A 20,937-nucleotide genomic window follows, 5' to 3' on the forward strand; every position below is an offset into this window, starting at 1 on the left:
ATATGAATCTAGTTCATGTTTAAAATCGACAATGCTTGGTGGTTATTTATTGGGGAATTCTAAAGGAGCGAAGCTCAAGAATAAACTGAATAATGAAGCTAATATTGAGTTGGCTATCTGGATAAGTTTTCTGTGAAGTAAACCCGTTAGAAAAAAACAGAAAATGATTGTTCTTTTTCCTATGTCATATAAGTGCTTTACTATATAATATCGCGTTTTTTCGACTCGCCTATAATTTGGTGTGCTGATTTGATACGGCCACTAAAAAATATAAGCATTAAACAAAGCGTAGTTATTGCTGTGATTCATATACAGCCTGACTACAACTTTTAATTAAGAGTAATAACACAGAGTATAGTCATGTCAGCAGACCTATCAAAATATCGTAATATCGGCATCTTCGCACACGTTGATGCTGGTAAAACAACTACAACAGAACGTATCCTGAGTCTTACAGGTAAAATTCACAAGATTGGTGAGGTTCACGATGGTGAATCAACTACCGACTTCATGGAACAAGAAGCAGAGCGCGGAATTACAATCCAGTCAGCTGCGGTAAGTGCATTCTGGAAAGATCACCGCATGAATATCATCGATACCCCGGGTCACGTTGACTTTACGGTTGAAGTATATCGTTCACTTAAGGTATTAGATGGTGGCGTAGGTGTATTCTGTGCATCTGGTGGTGTTGAGCCTCAGTCAGAAACTAACTGGCGTTATGCAAATGAATCAGAAGTTGCTCGTATTATCTTTGTAAATAAATTAGACCGTATTGGTGCTGATTTCTTCAGAGTTGTAAAGCAGGTTGAAGACGTACTGGGTGCGCATCCTTTAGTGATGGTTCTTCCTATTGGTGTTGAAGACAACTTCAAAGGTGTTGTTGACTTACTTACACGTAAAGCCTGGGTATGGGATGGTTCTGACGATCCATTAAAATACGAGATCCAGGATGTTCCTGCAGATATGGTTGATCAGGTAGAAGAATACCGTGAAAAGCTTATTGAAACTGCTGTAGAGCAAGACGATGATGCAATGGAACAGTACCTTGAAGGCAACGAGCCTGATATGGACGTTATCAAAAAATGTATCCGTAAAGGTACTCGTGATCTAGCATTCTTCCCAACTTACACAGGTTCTGCATTTAAGAACAAAGGTATTCAGTTAGTGCTTGATGCAGTTGTTGATTATCTTCCAGATCCAACTGAAGTTGATCCTCAGCCGTTAACGGATGAAGAAGGTGAAGAGACAGGCGAATATGCAATTGTTAGCGCTGATGAGCCATTACGTGCTTTAGCATTCAAAATCATGGATGACCGTTACGGTGCATTAACTTTCTTACGTGTTTACTCAGGTAAACTAGAGAAAGGTTCTACTGTATTGAATTCATTCACAGGTAAGACTGAAAGAATTGGTCGTATCGTTGAAATGTCAGCTGATGATCGTATCGAATTAGAATCTGCACAAGCAGGTGATATCGTTGCTGTTCTTGGTATGAAGAATGTTCAAACAGGTCACACACTTTGTGATCCAAAGCATCCTTCTACACTTGAAGCAATGGTTTTCCCTGATCCGGTTATTTCTATCGCAGTATCACCAAAAGATAAAGGTGGTTCTGAGAAGATGGGTGTTGCGATTGGTAAAATGGTTGCAGAAGATCCTTCATTCCGCGTTGAGACTGACGAAGATTCAGGTGAAACAATTCTTAGAGGAATGGGTGAGCTTCACTTAGATATCAAAATCGATATCCTTAAGCGTACTCACGGTGTAGATGTTGAAGTAGGTAAGCCACAGGTTGCATACCGTGAAACAATTACACAGCGCGTTGAAGACAGCTATACACACAAGAAGCAATCTGGTGGTTCTGGTCAGTTCGGTAAAATCGACTACATCCTTGAGCCTGCAGAAGTTGGTGAAGGATATGTGTTCGAATCTAAAGTAACAGGTGGTAATGTTCCTCGTGAATACTGGCCTGCAATCGAAAAAGCATTCTTGGGTATGATGGATAATGGTGTACTTGCGGGTTACCCTTGTTTGGACCTAAAAGTAACGCTTATGGATGGTGCTTACCATGCGGTTGACTCATCTGCGATGGCATTTGAATTAGCAGCAAAAGGTGCTTTCCGTCAGACTATGCCTAAAGCGGGTGCTCAATTAATCGAGCCTATCATGAAGATCGATATATTCACTCCAGAAGATCACGTTGGTGATGTTATTGGTGATATGAATCGTCGTCGCGGCATGATCAAGTCACAAGAGCCAGGTCCAACAGGTGTACGTATCAAAGTTGATGCGCCTCTATCTGAAATGTTTGGTTACATCGGTGATTTACGTACAATGACATCTGGTCGTGGTCAGTTCTCTATGGAGTTCTCACACTACATGCCTTGTCCGAAGAATGTTGCTGAAGAAGTTATCAAAGAAGCTCACGAAAGAGCTGAAGCAAAGAAGAAGTAATACACTCTTAAACATTCGTGTTTATATAGTTTGTATTAATAAAGCCCCGATTCGTCGGGGCTTTTTTTTGCTATATTTTTATGGCAATTAAATAATTTACGTCTTATAGGGATTTAATAATGAAAAAATGTGCAATAGTTACGGGCGGAGCAAGCGGTATTGGTAAAGCGTGTGTCGAGGCGTTAATTGGTGAAGGCTATGATGTCGTTATCGCAGATTTAAATGAGGATACTGGTCACCAGTTGGCGGCTGATTTAGGCTGTCATTTTACTATGACTAATTTAGCTAGCCGTGAGTCCTGTAAAAACCTTATCGATGAAACCTTAAAAACATTTGGTCGAATTGATGTGCTGGTAAACAACGGTGGCTATCAGCATATTTCACCTATTGAAGATTTTCCCGAAGATACCTGGGATGAAATGATTCATATTTTACTGACTGCACCTTTCCTCTTAACGCGCTATGCATGGCCAACCATGCAAAAGCAAAAATGGGGACGTATTATCAATATCGCTTCTGTGCATGGTGAGATTGCTTCACCGTTTAAATCGGCGTATGTATCGGCTAAGCATGGTTTGATTGGTTTAACGCGCACAGCGGCTTTAGAAGGTGGGGAGTACGGTATTACTGTTAATGCACTTAGCCCTGCTTATGTGCGTACGCCTTTGGTAGAAAACCAGATTGCAGATCAGGCGCAAACACGCAATATAACGGCAGAAGAAGTGGTTGAAAAAGTCATGCTCGAACCTGCTGCAATAAAACGTTTGATAGAGCCTGATGAAGTAGCTAATCTGGTACTTGTTATGTGTTCTGATAAAGGCTCATCAATTACCGGATCTAACTGGAAAATCGATTGCGGTTGGACGGCTAAATAGAAGCCTGTCTTCTGGTAAATCACTATTCGGGGCTGTGACAAACAGCCTCGATATTATGCCCGTCAGGATCAATCACAAACGCACCATAATAATTGGGGTGGTAGATTTCTCGAATTCCTGGCTCGCCGTTGCATGTTGCTCCTGCTTCTATTGCAGCAGTATAAAACTCGTCCACCTTTTGGCGACTCTCAGCTAAAAATGCGATATGCATTGGGTTCTGCGCTTTCTCGTCTGGACCAAACCAGAATTCTGCCTTTTCTTTGCTATTGCCAAATCCTGCCCAACCTTCAACTTCCATTACCAGAAAGAGTTCTAAAGGCGCCAAGGCCTTGGTGTAAAAAGCAAGACTTTTTTCATAATCCGATATTGCTATACCTATGTGGTCGATGATCATGAGAATTCCTCGGTTTAATAACTAATGTAACTATATTTGTAACTATATTTTTAACTATATTTTTAACTATATTTAGATAGCGTAAAAAAAGTGCCTCAAAGTAGGGGGGTGGCTTTTTAATCTCTAAAATAGCTAGAAATTAGACACTAATAAATTGAATTTAGTCTACTGTATCTTAAGTGGCCAATAGACTTCAAATCTGGCTCCTCCCAATGCAGATTCTCGAATTTTGATTTCTCCATTATGGGCTTTGATAATTTTATCTGAAATCGCTAAGCCCAAACCGAAGCCTCCGGTGGCTTTGTCTCGACTTGCATCCAGACGTGAAAAAGCTTCGAACACTTTTGTTCGCTGTTGCTTTTGGATGCCACAACCATCGTCTTCGACGATAAGCAAGTAATGGTCATTGTCTTTGCACAAAGTCACTTCAATGTTGTGCTTCGCGTAACGAATGGCGTTTTGCACCAAATTATCTAGGACTCTGGACAATAAACGTGGTTCAAAAGATGCGCTTTCGTTCGCGCCTATGCCAATAATTTGATAATTAAGTTTTTTATCGTTAGCTAATGGCATGAGCTTATTCATACTCTCCGTAAGCCAGTGAGATAATTTTTCCATACGTACATTTAAGCGTGTGGTTGATTGGTCAAAGCGGGCATAACTTAAAAGCTCTTCGAGTAGTTGATCTAGTTCGTCGATATCATCATTGATATCAGAGCTGTAACGCAGTTTGGCTTTTTGATCATCCGTGTTTTCCAGCATTTCCAGAGCAAATCTCATACGTGCTACGGGAGTTCTTAGCTCGTGTGAAACCGCAGAAGTGAGCTCTTTTTGCGATCGAATACTGTCTTGAGTACGTTCTGCCATGCTGTTGAATGCAGTCGTAACATCAGCAATCGATGAGCGTTTACGTGTAGGAATACGGGTATCGTAATTGCCGTTTCCAAATTCAATGGCAGCCTTTTTGATTTTTTGTAAATTAGACCAAAGCGGCAACAGCCAAAGAAACAATGCTGTTGCAATGGATAAAACAAATGCAAGTATGATCAGAGTTGGCAAGTTACGGATAAACCACGGGATTTCTATGGGGCCGACCTGAATCGCTAAATTTTCATTAGCGCTTGATCCATTGTCTGGATATTTGCTTAGGATGTCAGATTTTATTTTTTGTACAAAAGTTGTGTAATTGCTCCCTTGGGTGCTGTTTATAACTTTTCCTTCTAATAAATTTACTAATTGTTCAGCAGGGTTGCTAAGTGATTTTTTGATGTCATCAAGATTAGTTAATTTAAGCGTAAGACCAAAGTGCATTTGAATCTCTTTGATCACATCGGGCCACTGTTTTAAGGGAACTTGAGAAAGTTCTTTCTGTATCAAATACAGCATGCCTTCAGCGTATTGCCCGCCTTTTATTGTGGTACTTACTCCTTGGTCATTAATGGCAACTGCAGAGTCTATATCCAGATTTATTCTCCAGGCTTTGTTCGACTCTGGTATTTTTCGATACAGGATATTATGAGCGTCTTCGTCTTCGTTCTCATTTTTATTCTTAATATCTTCATCAGTTCCCATTTCTACAAGGTCAGATGAATCATCAGAATGTGTCGAATGATCGAGGATTACGATTTCACCTTTTTGAAGTTTAACGGTTTGTTTCTTATCCAGCGTGATCTGTGAAATATCTGTTATGCCAAACTCATCGCCAAATTCGCGTTGATACTCTTTAATCAAGTCTCTGGTTTGACCTTCGTTTAATCCATGAATAGATTGATCGAGTAAATTAAAAGTACCCTGCGTTATATCTCTTTCGATATTGCTGCTGGCGATGAGTTTATCGCCCAAATAGTCCAGCATCACACCAGAGCCTATGAAAAGGCCAAAAGACGCCAGTACCATAATGTACAGAGTGATGAATAATTTAATCATTGATCAAGCCTGGCTGTGCAGTGACGCCCAGCCATCAGCCACAAAAAGATAACCCTGGCCACGGACTGTTTTTATGCCTTGTGGTTTACTGGTGTTATCACCAAGCAACTTACGTAATCGTGAAATGCGTATATCAATAGATCGATCTAAACCGTCATATTCGATACCAGAAAGCGCTTCGCTAATTTGATCTCGGCTTAGAATTTCTCCAGCCTGACTCGCCAATAACCAGAGCAAATCAAATTCGGTAGTGGTGAGCTCAACAGATTTTGTGTTGATGGTGACGCTGCGCGAGCTTTTGGTAATTACCAATGAATCAAAATCGAGTTTGTTTGCCGTTTTATTTTGATGTTTTTCTGTCTCAGCGAGGGGTGCACTTCGGCGCAATAAAGCTCTTATACGCGCTAACAACAATCTGGGTTGTACCGGTTTTACCACATAATCATCCGCGCCAATTTCCAGGCCAACTACTTGATCGATCTCTTCGTCTTTAGCGGTCATCATCAAGATGGGGCCAGAATATTTTCCACGCACTTGTTTGCAGACTTCAAAACCATCTAGTCCTGGTAGCATAATATCCAGTATTACTAAATCCGGTTGTTGTTGAATAATGTCGTCAACCGCATCATCTCCTCGCAATTGCGTTGCAACCTTTAAGCCATTCTGGCTAAGGTATTCTGCGATTAATGAAGACAGCCTGACATCATCTTCTACCAGTAAGATGTCGTTATAGGGTTTGATCGTTTTGCTTTCAGTATTCATTGTTGGTTATTGCTAGTTACAGTTACGTAAACCGATTCATTATTACTACAATTATTACCATAAGAGTACAGGAGTATTCGTATAATAAAAAAGTGCCCGTAAGTAGGGGGGTGTAAATAAGAATTAATATAGGCACGTATTTTTTATGATTGTAACGATACGAGCGAAGTAATATCTCCATGGTGTTTATGCACGGTTACTTTGGTATATTTTCCAATAGTATAAGAGCCACCACGTACATAAACCTCCTTGATCGTACCGTTATCGAGAAGTAATTGTAAACGGTAAATTGTTTTCCCATAGTTGTTCATAACAACATGCTCGCCCACAATTGCGCCAATAGCCGTAACCAATTCCTGCGCTTCGTCAGATCCATTTTCGCTAATCGCGTGTCCGATGACAGCACCTGAGATAACGCCTACTAGTACTTTTTCTGGCGGTGCTTCTTTCTCGGATAATTGAATGATATTGGTTATTTTGCCTTTATGCGTCGTGACATTTTCTGATATCTCTAATTTACCCGGGGTTACCCTGGGCGATTGTCCTGAACACGCGGTTAAACATAGAGCAACCAGTGTCAGAGCGATAACAGGTGCAGCGCAGATGAGTATTCTTTGAGTTTTCATTTTGGGTTTCCTAAGCGAATAAAGTGAAACCTTATAATGCTAAAACTCAATCAAAACGTCTGTTTATAGAATGTTATTGAAATGTATCGGTTTGTAACAAACACCCTTGCTCGGCTACAAATCACAACAAAAGCATAACCATGCAGCAACAGATCAGGGGTGTGCTTCATCTTATTATTTCCTCGAAGTTTTTAATTCAGATTTAACTTTTATCCAAAACTATTAACGAGGAAAAAACATGAAACACTTTAGAAAAAACATCGACCAACGCATTACTAGAGCTATCGCGAAAAAAGGACGTTTAATCATCGCTACAAGTTGCATGTGCCTACTGACAACTCACGCATCTGCTGATTGGGGTGTGTCACTCAATGTAGATAATGAAATCGGTCGTTATAAACAAAAAGATACCGATGCCTTCGCATCCTTGGGGCTTCAATATCGTGGCGAGAAGTTTAATATCGATAACAAAGCGCTATCTTATAGTCTGTTGGAGACAGATAAATACGCCGTCGAAATTATCGGCAAAAGTAATAATGGTGCCATCGATCCCAAAGATCTGAAATTCTTTAAAGGAATGGATAAGCGCAAAGCATCGCTCGACCTTGGCGCACGTGCCATGCTCAAAACCAAATACGGTCCACTGGCGCTTGAGGCGACCCGTGATGTATACGCGAGTAAAGGCTTTTCTGCTGATTTGAAATTTGGGGGTATTGAGCCTCATGCAGATCACTGGAATGGTAAGCGTGAGTTTAAGGTTGCAGGAGTAGCCGGTGTTAAATATCAGAATAACAAAACCGCCGATTACTATTACGGTGTTAAGGCATCTGAAACGACAGCATCTCGGGCGGCCTATAAAGCGGCAGCTACGACGACACCTTATATTGGAGTGGAATCACAACTGAATCTCAGCAAGCACTTTTCATTTGATGCGGGGCTTGTATACGAGAAGCGAGATGACGCGATGCGTAATAGTCCATTAACCAACGATAAGGATTATGACGTAGTGGCTAACCTTGGTGTGACATACTGGTTTTAATTCAAAAACTGACACGCGCGGCATGTTCGTTTGATAAAAATATTAAGTAGTTAAGTAGGTTTTGAAACATGAAGCCTACTTTTTTCTTATCTATTTTTCTTGTTTTGATTTCTTATTCATATTTTTTGTTTTTTTCTTATATTGCGGAGTTTAAACGTTAACCGAGCCTAGCATAGCGCTGTTTAATGATTAAAAAGAAAACAGTGCTTTTGTGCTTATCTCTATAATCAGCTGTTAATCCAATTTTTTTATGATTTGTTTGCTATGGTTTATTTACAGCCAAGTTTTGACTGAAACTTAAGACAATAAATAACAAAGAGGAGAATCAAAAATGAGTCGTGATGTCGTAGTGTTAAGTGCCGTTCGTTCAGCCGTAGGTGGTTTTGGTGGTTCGTTAAGCCAGATAGAACCTCATGAATTAGCCGGACAGGTCATGAAAGAAGCGGTTAACCGTTCAACGGTTGATCCTGCAAATATTAATTATGTCACCGTAGGTAACTGTATTCCTACCGATTCACGTTATGCCTATGTATCCCGTGTTGCTGCGATTCAAGCTGGCTTGCCGATGGATTCTGTCGCGATGACGGTTAACCGCCTGTGTAGTTCTGGCCTTCAGGCAATCGTTTCAACCGCGCAATCCATCATGCTCGATGATTGTGATTACGGCGTTGGTGGTGGTGTAGAGGTTATGTCACGCGGCGCTTATATGTCTCCTGCGATGCGTACAGGCGCGCGTATGGGTGATACGCATCTGGTTGATATGATGACATCGGCACTGACTGACCCATTCGGTGTGGGGCACATGGGTGTAACCGCAGAAAACCTTGCAGAAAAATGGGGTATCACTCGAGAAGAGCAAGATGCATTGGCTGTGGAATCACATCGTCGTGCAACGCAGGCTATTGAAGAAGGTCGCTTTAAATCGCAGATTGTTCCGATCACCATGAAAACACGTAAAGGTGAAGTGACGTTTGATACCGACGAGCATGTAAGACCGGGTACCAGCATGGAGTCGCTGGGTAAAATGCGTACCGTATTTAAAAAAGACGGCACAGTAACCGCGGGTAATGCATCCGGTATCAATGATGGTGCTGCATTCTTCGTGCTCGCCGCAGCAGAAGCCGCAGAAAAAGCGGGACAGAAACCTATCGCAAGAATTGTTTCATACGCCCTTGCAGGTGTGCCGAATGAGATTATGGGTGAAGGTCCTATACCAGCGTCTAAATTAGCGTTGAAAAAAGCAGGTTTGACGATTCAGGATATGGATGTTGTAGAATCAAACGAAGCGTTTGCTGCACAAGCTATCGCAGTGGCAAGAGGTTTAGAGCTAGATATGGATAAGACCAATCCAAATGGCGGCGCGATTGCACTAGGTCATCCGGTCGGTTGTTCAGGCGCTTTCATTGCAACTAAAGCACTTTACGAGCTTGAGCGTGTTGATGGCCAGCATGCACTAGTGACAATGTGTATCGGTGGTGGTCAGGGAATTGCAGTGGTATTTGAACGTTTGTAATAACATTCAATATCAACTGATCAAAAAAGGGCAACAATAGTTTGCCCTTTTTTATGGGTGATCTTTAATATTTTTGGAAACTCGTAAAAAAGTACCCCAAAGTAGGGGGGTGACTTTTGTCTTTAGTACGAAAAGATTACCAAATCGCTTCACTCAGGTTTTCATCCAGCTCCTTACCCTTCGCGCATTTGTCACTAAAATAGGGATGAAACCTATATGCACCATCGTAATAATCTCGCGCATTTTGTTCAGCGACGTGATGCAGCACACCTAGCATTCTGGCTGCTCTGACATTTCTTTGGATGGCCTGGCAGTCGGTTTTTTGTTCGTTCATTTCGCCGCGAACGTGCATAGCCTCGTGGGTGAACACATGGAGGCTGGTGATTTCTCTTGTATTTGCCGTTTCAGGATCTTCCAGATAATCACGTAAATCATTACAGGTGGGGTATTGCAGTACGATTTCCCCCGTTACTGGATTGCCTGTGCCGGCAAGCCCAAACTTGTCATAGACCGATTGAAATACCGTAGCGCATTTAACATGGGCGGGTTTGCCATCAGCCAGTAACGTGGCTTTAGAAGATAATAGACTTTCAAAACGCCAGTGATCGAGAATCGGTTTGCACGAGAGCACGCCGAGTATAAACAACACGGCTATATAACCTTTGGAAAAGGTATCCAGTGCTTGATGGCTTTTGATCTCCCGATAAATCATCCAGAAGAAAAACAGACTTACGACAAAAAGAATTAGCATTTTTGTTTCTTTGAAATTGTTTAATTAGTATACAAATTAATGTAAGCAGTAATTTAACAGATTCACTATTTATGCCAGATGAATGAAAAACCCGCTATAAGTAGGGGGGGGTGGATAACATCTAAGCTGATAATTAGCATAGAGACCTTTTTGATTGCTATCACTATTTACTCTGTTTTCTAGTAAACTCCCGCCCTTTCGTATCTACCCATTTCTGGATTCATTATTTTGCATACCCTTTCCCAATTAAAATCTGGTGAACTTTCAGGCATTCAACGTCTATCATTGTCAGAAAATCTAACGTCATTTCCTATGGAGATTCTATCTCTGGCGGATAGTTTGGAAATCCTTGATTTAACCAACAATAACTTGTCTTCATTACCCGAAGAATTGGTGCAATTGCAGAAGCTTAAAATCCTGTTTGTTTCAGATAATGACTTCGAAGAATTACCAGAAGTGCTTGGGCAATGCCTGAATCTGGAAATGATTGGTTTCAAATCGAATAAAATAAAACACGTTCCTGAGAACGCATTTCCGCCAAAATTACGTTGGTTGATATTAACGGATAACCAGATTGCTAAAATGCCTGATTCTTTGGGCGAGCGACCTCGACTCCAAAAATTAGCATTGGCAGGTAATCGGTTAACAGAGTTACCGCAAACTTTAGCGAAATCTACTAATTTAGAATTAGTCCGAATCTCAGCGAATCAATTGACGGAGTGTCCTGATCAATTGCTGGGTTTGCCGAAACTTGCGTGGTTTGCATTTTCGGGCAATCCATTTAGTTATTCGGATATTGAGATCAAGTCAGCTCCCGAAATACCTTCAAATAGTTATGAGTTGCTAGAAGAACTTGGTCGTGGCGCGTCTGGCGTGATTTCCAAAGCGCGCTGGAATCAGCAGCAAACTGAGTATCATATACAGTTTCAAAACGATATTGCGGTTAAAGTATTTAAAGGCGAAGTCACTAGTGATGGTTATCCAAAAGATGAATTGAATGCCTGTTTGAAAGTAGGCAATCATCCAAATCTGGTGGAGTCTTTGGCTCAAGTAAATGAAATCGGGTTGAATGGAAAAAGCTATCTCGCTTTAATCATGAGTTTGATTCCGCCGCATTTTGATAATCTGGGTCAACCACCGAATTTTGAAACGTGTACTCGCGATACCTTTCCTGATGATTTTTTCTTGTCGATAGCGCAAATTCAGAAAATAGTGGGGCAAATGGAAGATGTCTTTCACCATTTGCATTCCAGTCAGGTGTGTCATGGAGACTTGTATGCGCACAATGCTTTGTTTGATGAAAAAGCGAATATTATTGTTGGAGACTTTGGTGCTGCGACGATGTATCACATGCTGAATGAAAAACAACAGGCTCAAATTAAGCAGATTGAACATCGTGCTTTAAATTATTTTATTGAGGATTTATTGAGTGTGTGTCAGGAAGAAGATAAAGCCAGTGAAACTTACAAGAATCTTGAGCGAAAGATTACTGGTTAATTTAGATTCTTGCTTGATAAGTTATCTTTAACAAAACTGTTCTGTAAAAAACTATTTTGTAAAAAAAGCCTAGCTTTGAATAAATTCTATTTACGTTTTTAAAAAAACAAAAACGTAATATCCTTCAAAAGTAGGGGTGACTTAACACTAATTGTCGGGCGTATGCTTTTCCAGTATCTCTATAAATGCTTTACCAGCATTCGATAAGCTGCGACTAGCGTGTTGCACAATACCAAGTGTTCTTTCAATTTTAAGACCTTTTACTTTTATCTCCGTTAAATCATCGCCGAGCATGGTTTTGGGCAATGCACTCCAGCCTAAGCCGATGGTGACCATCATGCGGATAGTTTCGAGATAGTTGGTTTCCAGTATCACATCTAACGCACCTTGTTTCTGTATCACCGGTTTCTCGATAACACTTCTGGTGTAAGTGCCTACCGCAGGAAGAATAGCGCTGTGTTTGGCAAGTTCAGAAAGATTAATAGCCTTGTCTTTGGATATTGCTACTAGCGGATGATCGGGAGATACGGCAATCGTTAATGGATCATTCCACAGTGGCGTGATTTTTAAACGTTTTGAATTACTTAATGGGAGGGTCACGACACCCAATTCGAAATGGCCTTTTTCAATTTCGTGGCAAGCGTCTTCAGAATCCATAAAAGCTAAATCTAATCGCACTTGTGGGTAACTTTCGGTAAAGTTTTTTAAGATATCGGGTAAACGATGCAGGCCGATGTGGTGTGAGGTGACCAGTGATAGTTCACCGCTGACCTGGCCATTGAGGTTGTCGATAACGCGTTGTGATTCTTTCATGTCTTGCAGAATGCGTTCAGCAATTGGTAACAGTGCGCGACCCGCTTCGTTTAACATCACGCGTTTACCAACACGGTCAAACAATTTGCTACCGAGTTGGTCTTCTAATAGCGCTATACGTTTACTAACCGCCGGTTGCGTTATATAAAGGTGTTCCGCCGCTTTAGAAAAGGTACCTAATTCGGCAACTGAGATGAAGGCTTTGTAGGCTGAAATATCCATAAAAGTGAAATGCAAATCCTATATAACTAATTGGAATGAAAATTATGAAAATATACAATTATAGTTATATAAGTATTAAGAGTAAACTCGCCCGAATGATAGATAAGTTGGGCGCTGTTGGTTTTTTATACGTTTAAATGCCCTACGACTAGTTAATGAAAGGTAAATTTTATGTCAGGAAAAACACTTTACGACAAGATATTCGATTCCCATGTGGTCCGTGAAGAAGACGGTACTTCATTATTGTATATCGATAGACATCTGGTTCACGAGGTTACATCGCCACAGGCCTTCGAGGGTTTGAGATTGGCAAATCGTGATCTATGGCGCACCAATTCAATTGTTGCAGTACCTGATCATAATGTACCGACGACTAAAGCCCATCGCGGCAATGGTACGGCGGGTATCTCTGATCCTGTTGCCAAGATTCAGGTTGAAACACTGAATAAGAACTGTGAAGAATACAAAATCAATGAATTCTTGATGGATGATATCCGTCAGGGAATCGTTCATGTTATCGGCCCAGAGCAGGGTGCAACTTTACCCGGTATGACGGTTGTTTGTGGCGATTCACATACGTCTACGCATGGTGCGTTTGGTGCATTGGCACACGGTATCGGAACTTCTGAAGTTGAGCACGTAATGGCAACTCAGTGTTTGATTCAAAAGAAGATGAAGAACATGTTAGTCAGTGTCGACGGCAAAGTTGGCCCTGGTGTCACTGCTAAAGATATCGTGCTAGCGATTATTGGTGAAATCGGTACAGCGGGAGGCACAGGTTGTGCGATCGAGTTTGCTGGTGAAGCCATTATGGATCTTTCTATGGAAGGTCGTATGACGGTTTGTAATATGGCTATCGAAGGTGGAGCGCGTGCGGGCATGATTGCGGTAGACCAAAAAACTATCGATTACGTCAAGGGTCGTCCTTATGCGCCGACAGGCGAGACTTGGGATAAAGCCGTTGAAGCATGGCAAGACTTAAAATCAGATGATGATGCAGAATTCGATGAAATCGTTCGTATTCATGCAGGTAGTATTGAGCCACAAGTAACTTGGGGAACTTCACCTGAGATGGTGCTGTCGGTTAATGCGAAAGTGCCTGATCCAGCGGCAGAAGATGATGCGGTTAAAAGTCAGGGCATTGCTTCTGCACTTAAATACATGGGGCTTGAAGCAGGGCAATCAATCAATGAGATTGCTGTCGATAAGATTTTTATCGGTTCTTGTACCAATTCACGCATCGAAGATATGCGCGAGGCGGCATCGGTTGTTAAAGGGCATAAAGTTGCGGATAACGTAACCTTGGCGATGGTTGTTCCGGGATCTGGTTTAGTCAAAAAACAAGCGGAAGATGAAGGTTTGGATACTATCTTCACTGATGCCGGTTTCGAATGGCGAGAGCCGGGCTGTTCCATGTGTTTGGCGATGAATGCCGATAAATTGGAGCCAGGTGAGCGTTGTGCGTCGACGTCAAACCGAAACTTTGAAGGGCGTCAGGGACAAGGCGGAAGAACACATTTGGTAAGTCCAGCTATGGCTGCGGCGGCTGCCATTAACGGGCACTTTACTGATGTGCGCGACTTAGAAAGAGCGGAGGTATAGTCATGGAAAAGTTTACAGTACATAAAGGTTTAGTGATCCCATTGGATCGTTCGAATGTGGATACCGACGCGATTATTCCTAAGCAATATTTAAAGTCGATTAGCCGTACAGGCTTTGGACCGACATTATTTGATGATTGGCGTTATGAAAAAACGGGCGAGCCAGGAATGGATCATTCCAAGCGTGCACTTAAGAAAGACTTTGTTTTGAATCAGCCGCGTTACCAAGGTGGTTCGATTTTATTGGCGCGAGAAAATTTCGGTTGTGGTTCATCACGTGAGCATGCGGTTTGGGCTCTGGAAGATTATGGAATACGTGCGGTAATAGCGCCGAGTTTTGCTGATATTTTCTACAATAACTGCTTTAAAAATGGCATTTTGCCGATTGTTTTATCAGAAGAGAAAGTTGATTCGCTATTTTCAGAAACAGAAATAATGGAAGGCTACAGTCTAACGATTGATCTTGAAAAACAACAAGTGATCGAGAAAGATGATTTGCATGCTGAAGCTACCAGTTTTGAGGTTGATCCGGTGCGCAAACATTGTTTGTTGAATGGTTTGGACGATATTGGTTTAACTTTACAACATGCCGATGAAATCAGAGCGTATGAAGAGAAGCGTAAACAGACTGCACCTTGGTTGTTTAGTTAAAAAACACTTCAAAAGTAGGGGGGTGTATTAGGAGATTCAATGACTACAAACCCAGCTCCCACATAGTACATCGACGATTCCTTATGGAATCTACGATGGACTTTTCTGGCTCTTGGTGAGCCTTGAAAAGCCACCCCCCCCTACTTATAGGCACTTTTTGAATATTGTTGTTTAGTTGATAAAGCAAACGACTAATTAAAGAATTTTAAAGATTGGAAAGGATAGAGAAATGACACAGAAGATTTTAGTACTTCCCGGTGACGGTATCGGTAAAGAGATTGTTGCAGAAGCAATCAAAGTAATCGACACCCTTAAATCAGATTTTGGTTTGGATGTGGAAATTACCAACGGTGATATCGGTGGAGCAGCTTATGACGCTGCTGGTCATCCTTATCCTCCAGCTACCCAAGTGTTAGCAAAAGAAGCCGATGCCATTTTATTGGGTGCTGTAGGTGGTTATGAATACGAAGAGTTACCTCGTGACCTTAGACCTGAGCGCGGCTTGTTGGGAATTCGAGCTGATCTGCAATTATTCTCAAACCTTCGTCCTGCGATTCTTAATGAAGAGTTGGCAGATGCTTCGTCGTTACGTCCTGAGATTGTTGCTGGTCTGGATATGATGATTGTTCGTGAATTAACCGGTGGTATTTATTTTGGTGAGCCACGTGGTATTCGCACATTGGAAAATGGTGAGCGCCAAGGTTACAACACACTGATCTATAAAGAGTCTGAGATCGAGCGTATCGCTCATTCTGCATTCCAGATTGCCATGAAGCGTGGTAAACGTCTTTGTTCAGTAGATAAAGCTAACGTTCTTGAAGTGATGGAGTTGTGGCATGAAGTGATTGATCGTGTTGCGAAGGAATATCCTGAAGTTGAAGTAAGTCATATGTATGTGGATAACGCATCGATGCAGTTAGTTAAAGATCCTAAGCAGTTTGACGTGATGGTCACGGGCAATATGTTTGGTGATATTTTATCTGATACGGCGGCAATGTTAACAGGGTCAATCGGCATGCTTCCATCGGCTTCTTTAGATGCAAATGGCAAAGGCATGTACGAACCGATTCATGGTTCAGCACCTGATATCGCAGGAAAAAATATTGCAAACCCATTGGCGACAATTATGTCTGTGAGCATGATGTTACGTTACTCTTTAGATAAAGCAGAGTTGGCAGACAAGATCGATGCAGCGGTAGAAGCTGTATTAAAGCAAGGATTACGCACAGCGGATATTTACGTAGAAAGCGAAGGTCTGAAAAAGATTTCAACAAGTGAGATGGGCGATGCAGTAGTTGCTGCCCTAAAAGGATAATTAACATGTCTAATAAAACATACGATGTAGCGGTAGTTGGTGCAACTGGCGCAGTAGGCGAAGTAATGCTGGAGATTCTGGCTGAGCGTAATTTCCCAGTGGGAACAGTTTACGCCTTAGCAAGTGAGCGTTCTGCAGGTAAACGTGTAAAGTTTGGAAACAAAAGTCTGGTTGTTGAAGATCTGGCGACGTTTGATTTCTCAAAAGTGCAAATCGGTTTATTTTCACCAGGTGGCGCAATTTCTCGTGAATATGCGCCAATCGCAGCGTCTCAAGGTTGTGTTGTTATCGATAACACATCTGAATTCCGTTATGACGACGATATTCCATTGGTTGTTCCAGAGGTTAATCCTCATGCGGTTGCTGAATATACCAACCGTGGAATCATTGCGAACCCTAATTGTTCGACGATTCAAATGCTGGTCGCTTTAAAACCGATTCATGATGCGGCAAAAATCACGCGTATTAATGTGTGCACTTATCAGGCGGTTTCAGGTTCCGGTAAACCTGCGATTGAAGAGCTTGCGGGACAAACAGCGCAGTTATTAAACGGTAAAGAAGCGAAAGTTGAGGTTTATCCGAAGCAGATTGCTTTCAATGTTATTCCTCAGATTGATGTTTTCCAGGATAACGGTTACACCAAAGAAGAAATGAAAATGGTTTGGGAAACTAACAAGATCATGGAGGACGATGATATTTTAGTGAATCCGACAGCGGTTCGTGTTCCTGTTTTCTTTGGGCACTCTGAAGCGGTACATATCGAAACACGTGACAAAATCTCGGCGGAGTATGCGACTGAGTTGTTACAGAATACTGAGGGTGTAGAAGTCATTGATCGTCGTGAAGATGGCGGTTATCCAACAGCTGTATCAGAAGGAGCGAATAACGATCCTGTGTATGTGGGTCGAATTCGTGAAGATATTTCTCATTCAAACGGTTTAAATATGTGGGTTGTTGCAGATAATGTACGAAAAGGTGCTGCATTAAACAGCATTCAGATCGCTGAAGTTCTCATCAGAGATTATATTTAAACAAGATTGTTAGTCGTTTGTGTTAGTAGACCCTTCGTATATAAGTAGGGTTTATATAGCTTACAACGTTAAAACCTGTCAGAAATTGTCACTTTCTGACAGGTTTTTTTTGTATAAGGACAAATAAGGACAAAAAATGACAATAAAGTGAATCGTTCAGTTTTGATTCATCCTTATTTTGATATATTTGTGCACAGTATCCAGTATTTAGGGGTCTGGAGTATTTACATCATAGTATTAATAATAATTAAAAGACCTATGAGTAGATACGATAACAATAAATATAACTAACCATTAGCTCTGTTTAGAGCAATGAGTCTCAGGAATGTTTCGTAAGTTTGTTGAAGCAATGAATGGATTCAGAATGTTGATAAAAATAATAAAAGGGGAATAACAAGTGAATAAGAAAGCCTTAAGTCTAGCCATCTGCATGGCAATGGCTATCCCAACAGCTTCTAACGCACTCAGTCTAGGTGAGATTGAATCCAAATCCAGTTTGAATCAACCTTTCCAGGGTAAAATTAACTTACTTTCAACAAGCGTCGCAGAAGCGAAAAGTCTACGCGTTAGAGTTGCTTCTCCTGATGTATTTAATAGAGTGGGAATTGATAGACCAGCGTTTTTGAACAGTATTCGTTTTAAAACAACTGTACAAAATGGCCGACCTGTTATTCTGGTTAGTTCTAATCAGCCTATTAATGAGCCGTTCCTTAACTTCTTATTAGAAGTCAGCTGGCCAAATGGGCAACTCCTTAAAGAATATACGGTTCTTCTTGATCCACCAGTGTTAATGCGACCTAATACAGCAATCGCAAACAACAACGCAGGTGTTCGAGCAGAACCAAGAGCACAAGGTCGCATTACACGACCCGCTGCTCAACCACGTCAGGTTCAACAACAACCACGTCGCGTAGTAAGAGCAGCTGCTCCCGCACAAGCTCAAAGAGCTCCTGTTAGAAGACCGGCTGCTGCACCTGCTAGAGTTGCACAAGCTTCACAGAGTAGAAATTATCGCGTAAGACGCGGTGATACATTATCTAAAATTGCTGGCAAGTTAGGTTATCAAGGTGTTCGTAAAGAGCAGATGATGGTTGCCTTGTTTGAGAAAAACCGAAGAGCGTTTAGCCAAGGTAATATGAATAACCTGAAATCAGGTGTTCTGATGGCTCGTCCTTCTATTCAAGAAGCGAGATCCACTCCTGTTCGTACAGCAAAATCTCAGATTGTTGCTCAGGCAAGGTCTTGGAAAGCGGCACGTGCTGAACAAGTTGCAAAAGCAAAAGGCAGTTCAAAGTCTGTTAATCAGTCAGCCCGCCTAGAAGTAATGGGTAAGAATAATAAGGCATCTGGTGAGTCATCAGGTTCTGGTAAAGGTTCTGTAGCAGAACTTAATAAGCAGTTAGCGATGTTAACGGAGTCATTGACTTCTAAGCAAAATGAAAACGAAGAATTGAAGTCACGAGTTTCCGAACTTGAATCTTTATTACGTAAAAAGAATCGTTTGATTACGCTTAAGAGTGAGCAACTCGCTGGTTTACAAGCTAACCTGAATGGTGAGCCTGCTCCAGTGCAGAGTACTGAGCAAACAGTTGATGCGGCAGTAGAAAATAATAATGAAACTGCTCCTGTAAATTCATCAGAAACACCTCAACCAGTTGTTGAAAATCAAGGTACTGATATTCAGGAACAAGTTGCAGGTAGTCTAGCGAATGAGAACGGTGAAATAATTCGTACTCCTGATCCTGCGGTAGTTGATAATGTACCGGAAGTGGTTGAGCCAATCACTCCTAAGGTAAAACCAACGCCACCGTTTAAGAATGAAGCTGCTGAAGAATCAGCTTTCGATATCATGGGTATGATCAGCTCGCCAACTGCACTTGGTATAGGTGGTGGTTCATTACTAGCACTGTTAGGTGGACTGGCCTTCATGAGACGTCGTAAATCTAAAGGTGAGGAAGTAGAAGATTTCTCAAGCATGATTGATAGCGGTCTGCATGGTGATCAAGCCGAAGATTTTGCAAACGATGAAACAACGTTTGTTGATGACAACGAAATGATTGATGAATCTGAGTTTGTGATGCACGATGAAGATATCGAAGCACATGCTGATGTAGAAGAGAATCATCCTGAGCCAACTAGCGCTGAATCTGATAACGAATTAGATGATCTAATTCAGGAAGCGGATGTTTACATAGTGTACGGCTTACATGATCAAGCTGAATCTGAAATAAAACGTGCGATTACTAGTTACCCGAATAATGCAGCGCTTCACGCTAAGCTACTAGAAAATTACAAAGCGGCAGGTGAGAAGGATGCATTTGAAGAAGCAACTAAGGTCTTCATGGATTTGGATGCAGATGATAAACAAAATTACTGGGACGAAATTTGTGAATGGGGTAAAGCATTACTTCCTGATAGCAAATTATACGAAACTTCATCGTTACCTAAGGCAAGTGGTGTAGCAGCAGCTGCAGCAGGAGTCGCAATGATAGCCGGGACAGCAGTAGCATCTGCAGGCGACAAAGCCGAAGAAGTTGTAGGAGATATGGCAAACGCACTGTCTGATGATGACTTAATCGAAGACACTATTCTGGATGAATCAGAGAAGCTAAGTTTTGATGAAGAAATGTCTGAACTTAGTGACTTAGATGATATTGACACTGACTTGGATGATCTGGAAGATTTCGATCTAGACGATATTTTAGGCGAAGACGATAGTATCGATCCAGTTGCTGAAGTAGGTGATCTAGAAGGTTTTGAAACTGATATCATCGATACAGACGATACGAATATGATAGATCTTGATGATGACTTTAGTATCGACATTGACGATGACATGGATGACTTGACTGAAAAAGCATCAGATTCAATTCTAGATGTGGCAACAGATAAGTCAGATGATCTAGAGTTCTCAATGGATGATGATTCCTTAGATAAGTTACTAGATGCTGAAGACTTTTCTGAAGTTTCTCTAGAAGAAGGCTTAGATAGAGCTGAGAGTCATGATCTAACAAATCTTAATCTAGAATTAGATTCAGATGACTTTGATAAAATAATGCCAGGTGAGCATGCTTACAAAGCAGTTGCTAGTGAAACATTAGATAGCAAGCTTGATGATGATAACTTACTCGCAGATTTTGATGATAATTTATCATTCCTTGATCTGGACTCAGGTTCTGAAGTAATCGAAGAAACACAAGTTGAAACTAAGATTGATCTTGCAAAAGCATATATCGACATGGGTGATATAGAAGGCGCAAGAAGTACTTTAGAAGAAGTTATGGAAGAAGGTAGTGATGAGCAAAAACGCCAAGCTGAAGAACTACTTCATAACAATGGCTAAGCTACTAAAGAGTTAGATGCTTACAAACTGATCTAATTTTTAATAGTAAATCAAAAACCGGGCATAGCCCGGTTTTTTTATGTCTGAAATTAATAGGCAGTTCTGGCTCAATAACAAGATAAAA

The 20,937-nt window shown here is 41.3% G+C and carries 16 protein-coding genes; 10 read left to right on the top strand and 6 right to left on the bottom strand.

Features of this window, described 5'->3' with window-relative positions:
* Positions 1–360 precede the first annotated feature (360 nt).
* Positions 361–2,454, top strand: a complete 2,094-nt coding sequence (fusA, locus tag OO007_RS17030) for an elongation factor G (protein ID WP_131906464.1) — start codon at positions 361–363, stop codon at positions 2,452–2,454.
* A 119-nt stretch (positions 2,455–2,573) separates the two neighbouring features.
* On the top strand, positions 2,574–3,329 hold the full coding sequence (locus tag OO007_RS17035) for a 3-hydroxybutyrate dehydrogenase (protein ID WP_325809693.1): 756 nt from the start codon (positions 2,574–2,576) through the stop codon (positions 3,327–3,329).
* Between the two features lie 22 nt (positions 3,330–3,351).
* On the opposite strand, the gene OO007_RS17040 is transcribed toward OO007_RS17035, so the two are convergent.
* The 4 genes from OO007_RS17040 to OO007_RS17055 form a co-directional block, all read right to left on the bottom strand.
* The gene (locus OO007_RS17040) at positions 3,352–3,723 is read right to left on the bottom strand and encodes a VOC family protein (RefSeq protein WP_325809694.1); all 372 of its coding nucleotides are present in this window, start codon (positions 3,721–3,723) and stop codon (positions 3,352–3,354) included.
* A 165-nt stretch (positions 3,724–3,888) separates the two neighbouring features.
* Entirely contained in the window at positions 3,889–5,649 is a 1,761-nt protein-coding gene (locus OO007_RS17045) for an ATP-binding protein (protein ID WP_325809695.1), read from the bottom strand.
* Between the two features lie 3 nt (positions 5,650–5,652).
* Positions 5,653–6,411: a response regulator gene (locus tag OO007_RS17050; protein WP_325809696.1), complete on the bottom strand. Its 759-nt coding sequence runs from the start codon at positions 6,409–6,411 to the stop codon at positions 5,653–5,655.
* Between the two features lie 143 nt (positions 6,412–6,554).
* Entirely contained in the window at positions 6,555–7,037 is a 483-nt protein-coding gene (locus OO007_RS17055; protein WP_131906459.1) for a hypothetical protein, read from the bottom strand.
* Between the two features lie 238 nt (positions 7,038–7,275).
* Here OO007_RS17055 and OO007_RS17060 point away from each other — a divergent pair, with 238 nt between their 5' ends.
* Together OO007_RS17060 and OO007_RS17065 are read left to right on the top strand one after the other, a co-directional pair.
* Positions 7,276–8,076, top strand: coding sequence for a MipA/OmpV family protein (locus OO007_RS17060; RefSeq protein ID WP_325809697.1), 801 nt, complete (start codon positions 7,276–7,278; stop codon positions 8,074–8,076).
* Between the two features lie 331 nt (positions 8,077–8,407).
* Entirely contained in the window at positions 8,408–9,589 is a 1,182-nt protein-coding gene (locus OO007_RS17065) for an acetyl-CoA C-acyltransferase family protein (protein ID WP_131906457.1), read from the top strand.
* Positions 9,590–9,725: 136 nt separating this feature from the next.
* Here the strand turns inward: OO007_RS17065 and OO007_RS17070 are convergent, their stop codons facing one another.
* Complete coding sequence (locus OO007_RS17070) at positions 9,726–10,220, bottom strand: hypothetical protein (protein ID WP_325809698.1); 495 nt, start codon at positions 10,218–10,220, stop codon at positions 9,726–9,728.
* Positions 10,221–10,568: 348 nt separating this feature from the next.
* Between OO007_RS17070 and OO007_RS17075 the strand changes: the two genes are divergently transcribed.
* The gene (locus OO007_RS17075) at positions 10,569–11,837 is read left to right on the top strand and encodes a leucine-rich repeat-containing protein kinase family protein (RefSeq protein WP_325809699.1); all 1,269 of its coding nucleotides are present in this window, start codon (positions 10,569–10,571) and stop codon (positions 11,835–11,837) included.
* 147 nt (positions 11,838–11,984) lie between these two features.
* On the opposite strand, the gene OO007_RS17080 is transcribed toward OO007_RS17075, so the two are convergent.
* Positions 11,985–12,872 (bottom strand): LysR family transcriptional regulator, encoded by an 888-nt coding sequence (locus OO007_RS17080; protein ID WP_325809700.1) that lies wholly within the window; start codon positions 12,870–12,872, stop codon positions 11,985–11,987.
* Positions 12,873–13,043: 171 nt separating this feature from the next.
* Between OO007_RS17080 and leuC the strand changes: the two genes are divergently transcribed.
* The 5 genes from leuC to OO007_RS17105 all read left to right on the top strand — a co-directional run bounded on the left by leuC (position 13,044) and on the right by OO007_RS17105 (position 20,813).
* Positions 13,044–14,474, top strand: a complete 1,431-nt coding sequence (gene leuC, locus OO007_RS17085; RefSeq protein ID WP_325809701.1) for a 3-isopropylmalate dehydratase large subunit — start codon at positions 13,044–13,046, stop codon at positions 14,472–14,474.
* A gap of 2 nt (positions 14,475–14,476) precedes the next feature.
* Entirely contained in the window at positions 14,477–15,124 is a 648-nt protein-coding gene (leuD, locus tag OO007_RS17090) for a 3-isopropylmalate dehydratase small subunit (protein WP_325809702.1), read from the top strand.
* Between the two features lie 229 nt (positions 15,125–15,353).
* Positions 15,354–16,439: a 3-isopropylmalate dehydrogenase gene (leuB, locus tag OO007_RS17095; protein ID WP_325809703.1), complete on the top strand. Its 1,086-nt coding sequence runs from the start codon at positions 15,354–15,356 to the stop codon at positions 16,437–16,439.
* 5 nt (positions 16,440–16,444) lie between these two features.
* Positions 16,445–17,470: an aspartate-semialdehyde dehydrogenase gene (locus OO007_RS17100; RefSeq protein WP_131906450.1), complete on the top strand. Its 1,026-nt coding sequence runs from the start codon at positions 16,445–16,447 to the stop codon at positions 17,468–17,470.
* A 397-nt stretch (positions 17,471–17,867) separates the two neighbouring features.
* Complete coding sequence (locus tag OO007_RS17105; protein ID WP_325809704.1) at positions 17,868–20,813, top strand: FimV/HubP family polar landmark protein; 2,946 nt, start codon at positions 17,868–17,870, stop codon at positions 20,811–20,813.
* The last annotated feature ends 124 nt before the right edge of the window (positions 20,814–20,937 follow it).

Source organism: Cocleimonas sp. KMM 6892, assembly GCF_035798195.1.
GTDB classification, from domain to species: domain Bacteria; phylum Pseudomonadota; class Gammaproteobacteria; order Thiotrichales; family Thiotrichaceae; genus Cocleimonas; species Cocleimonas flava.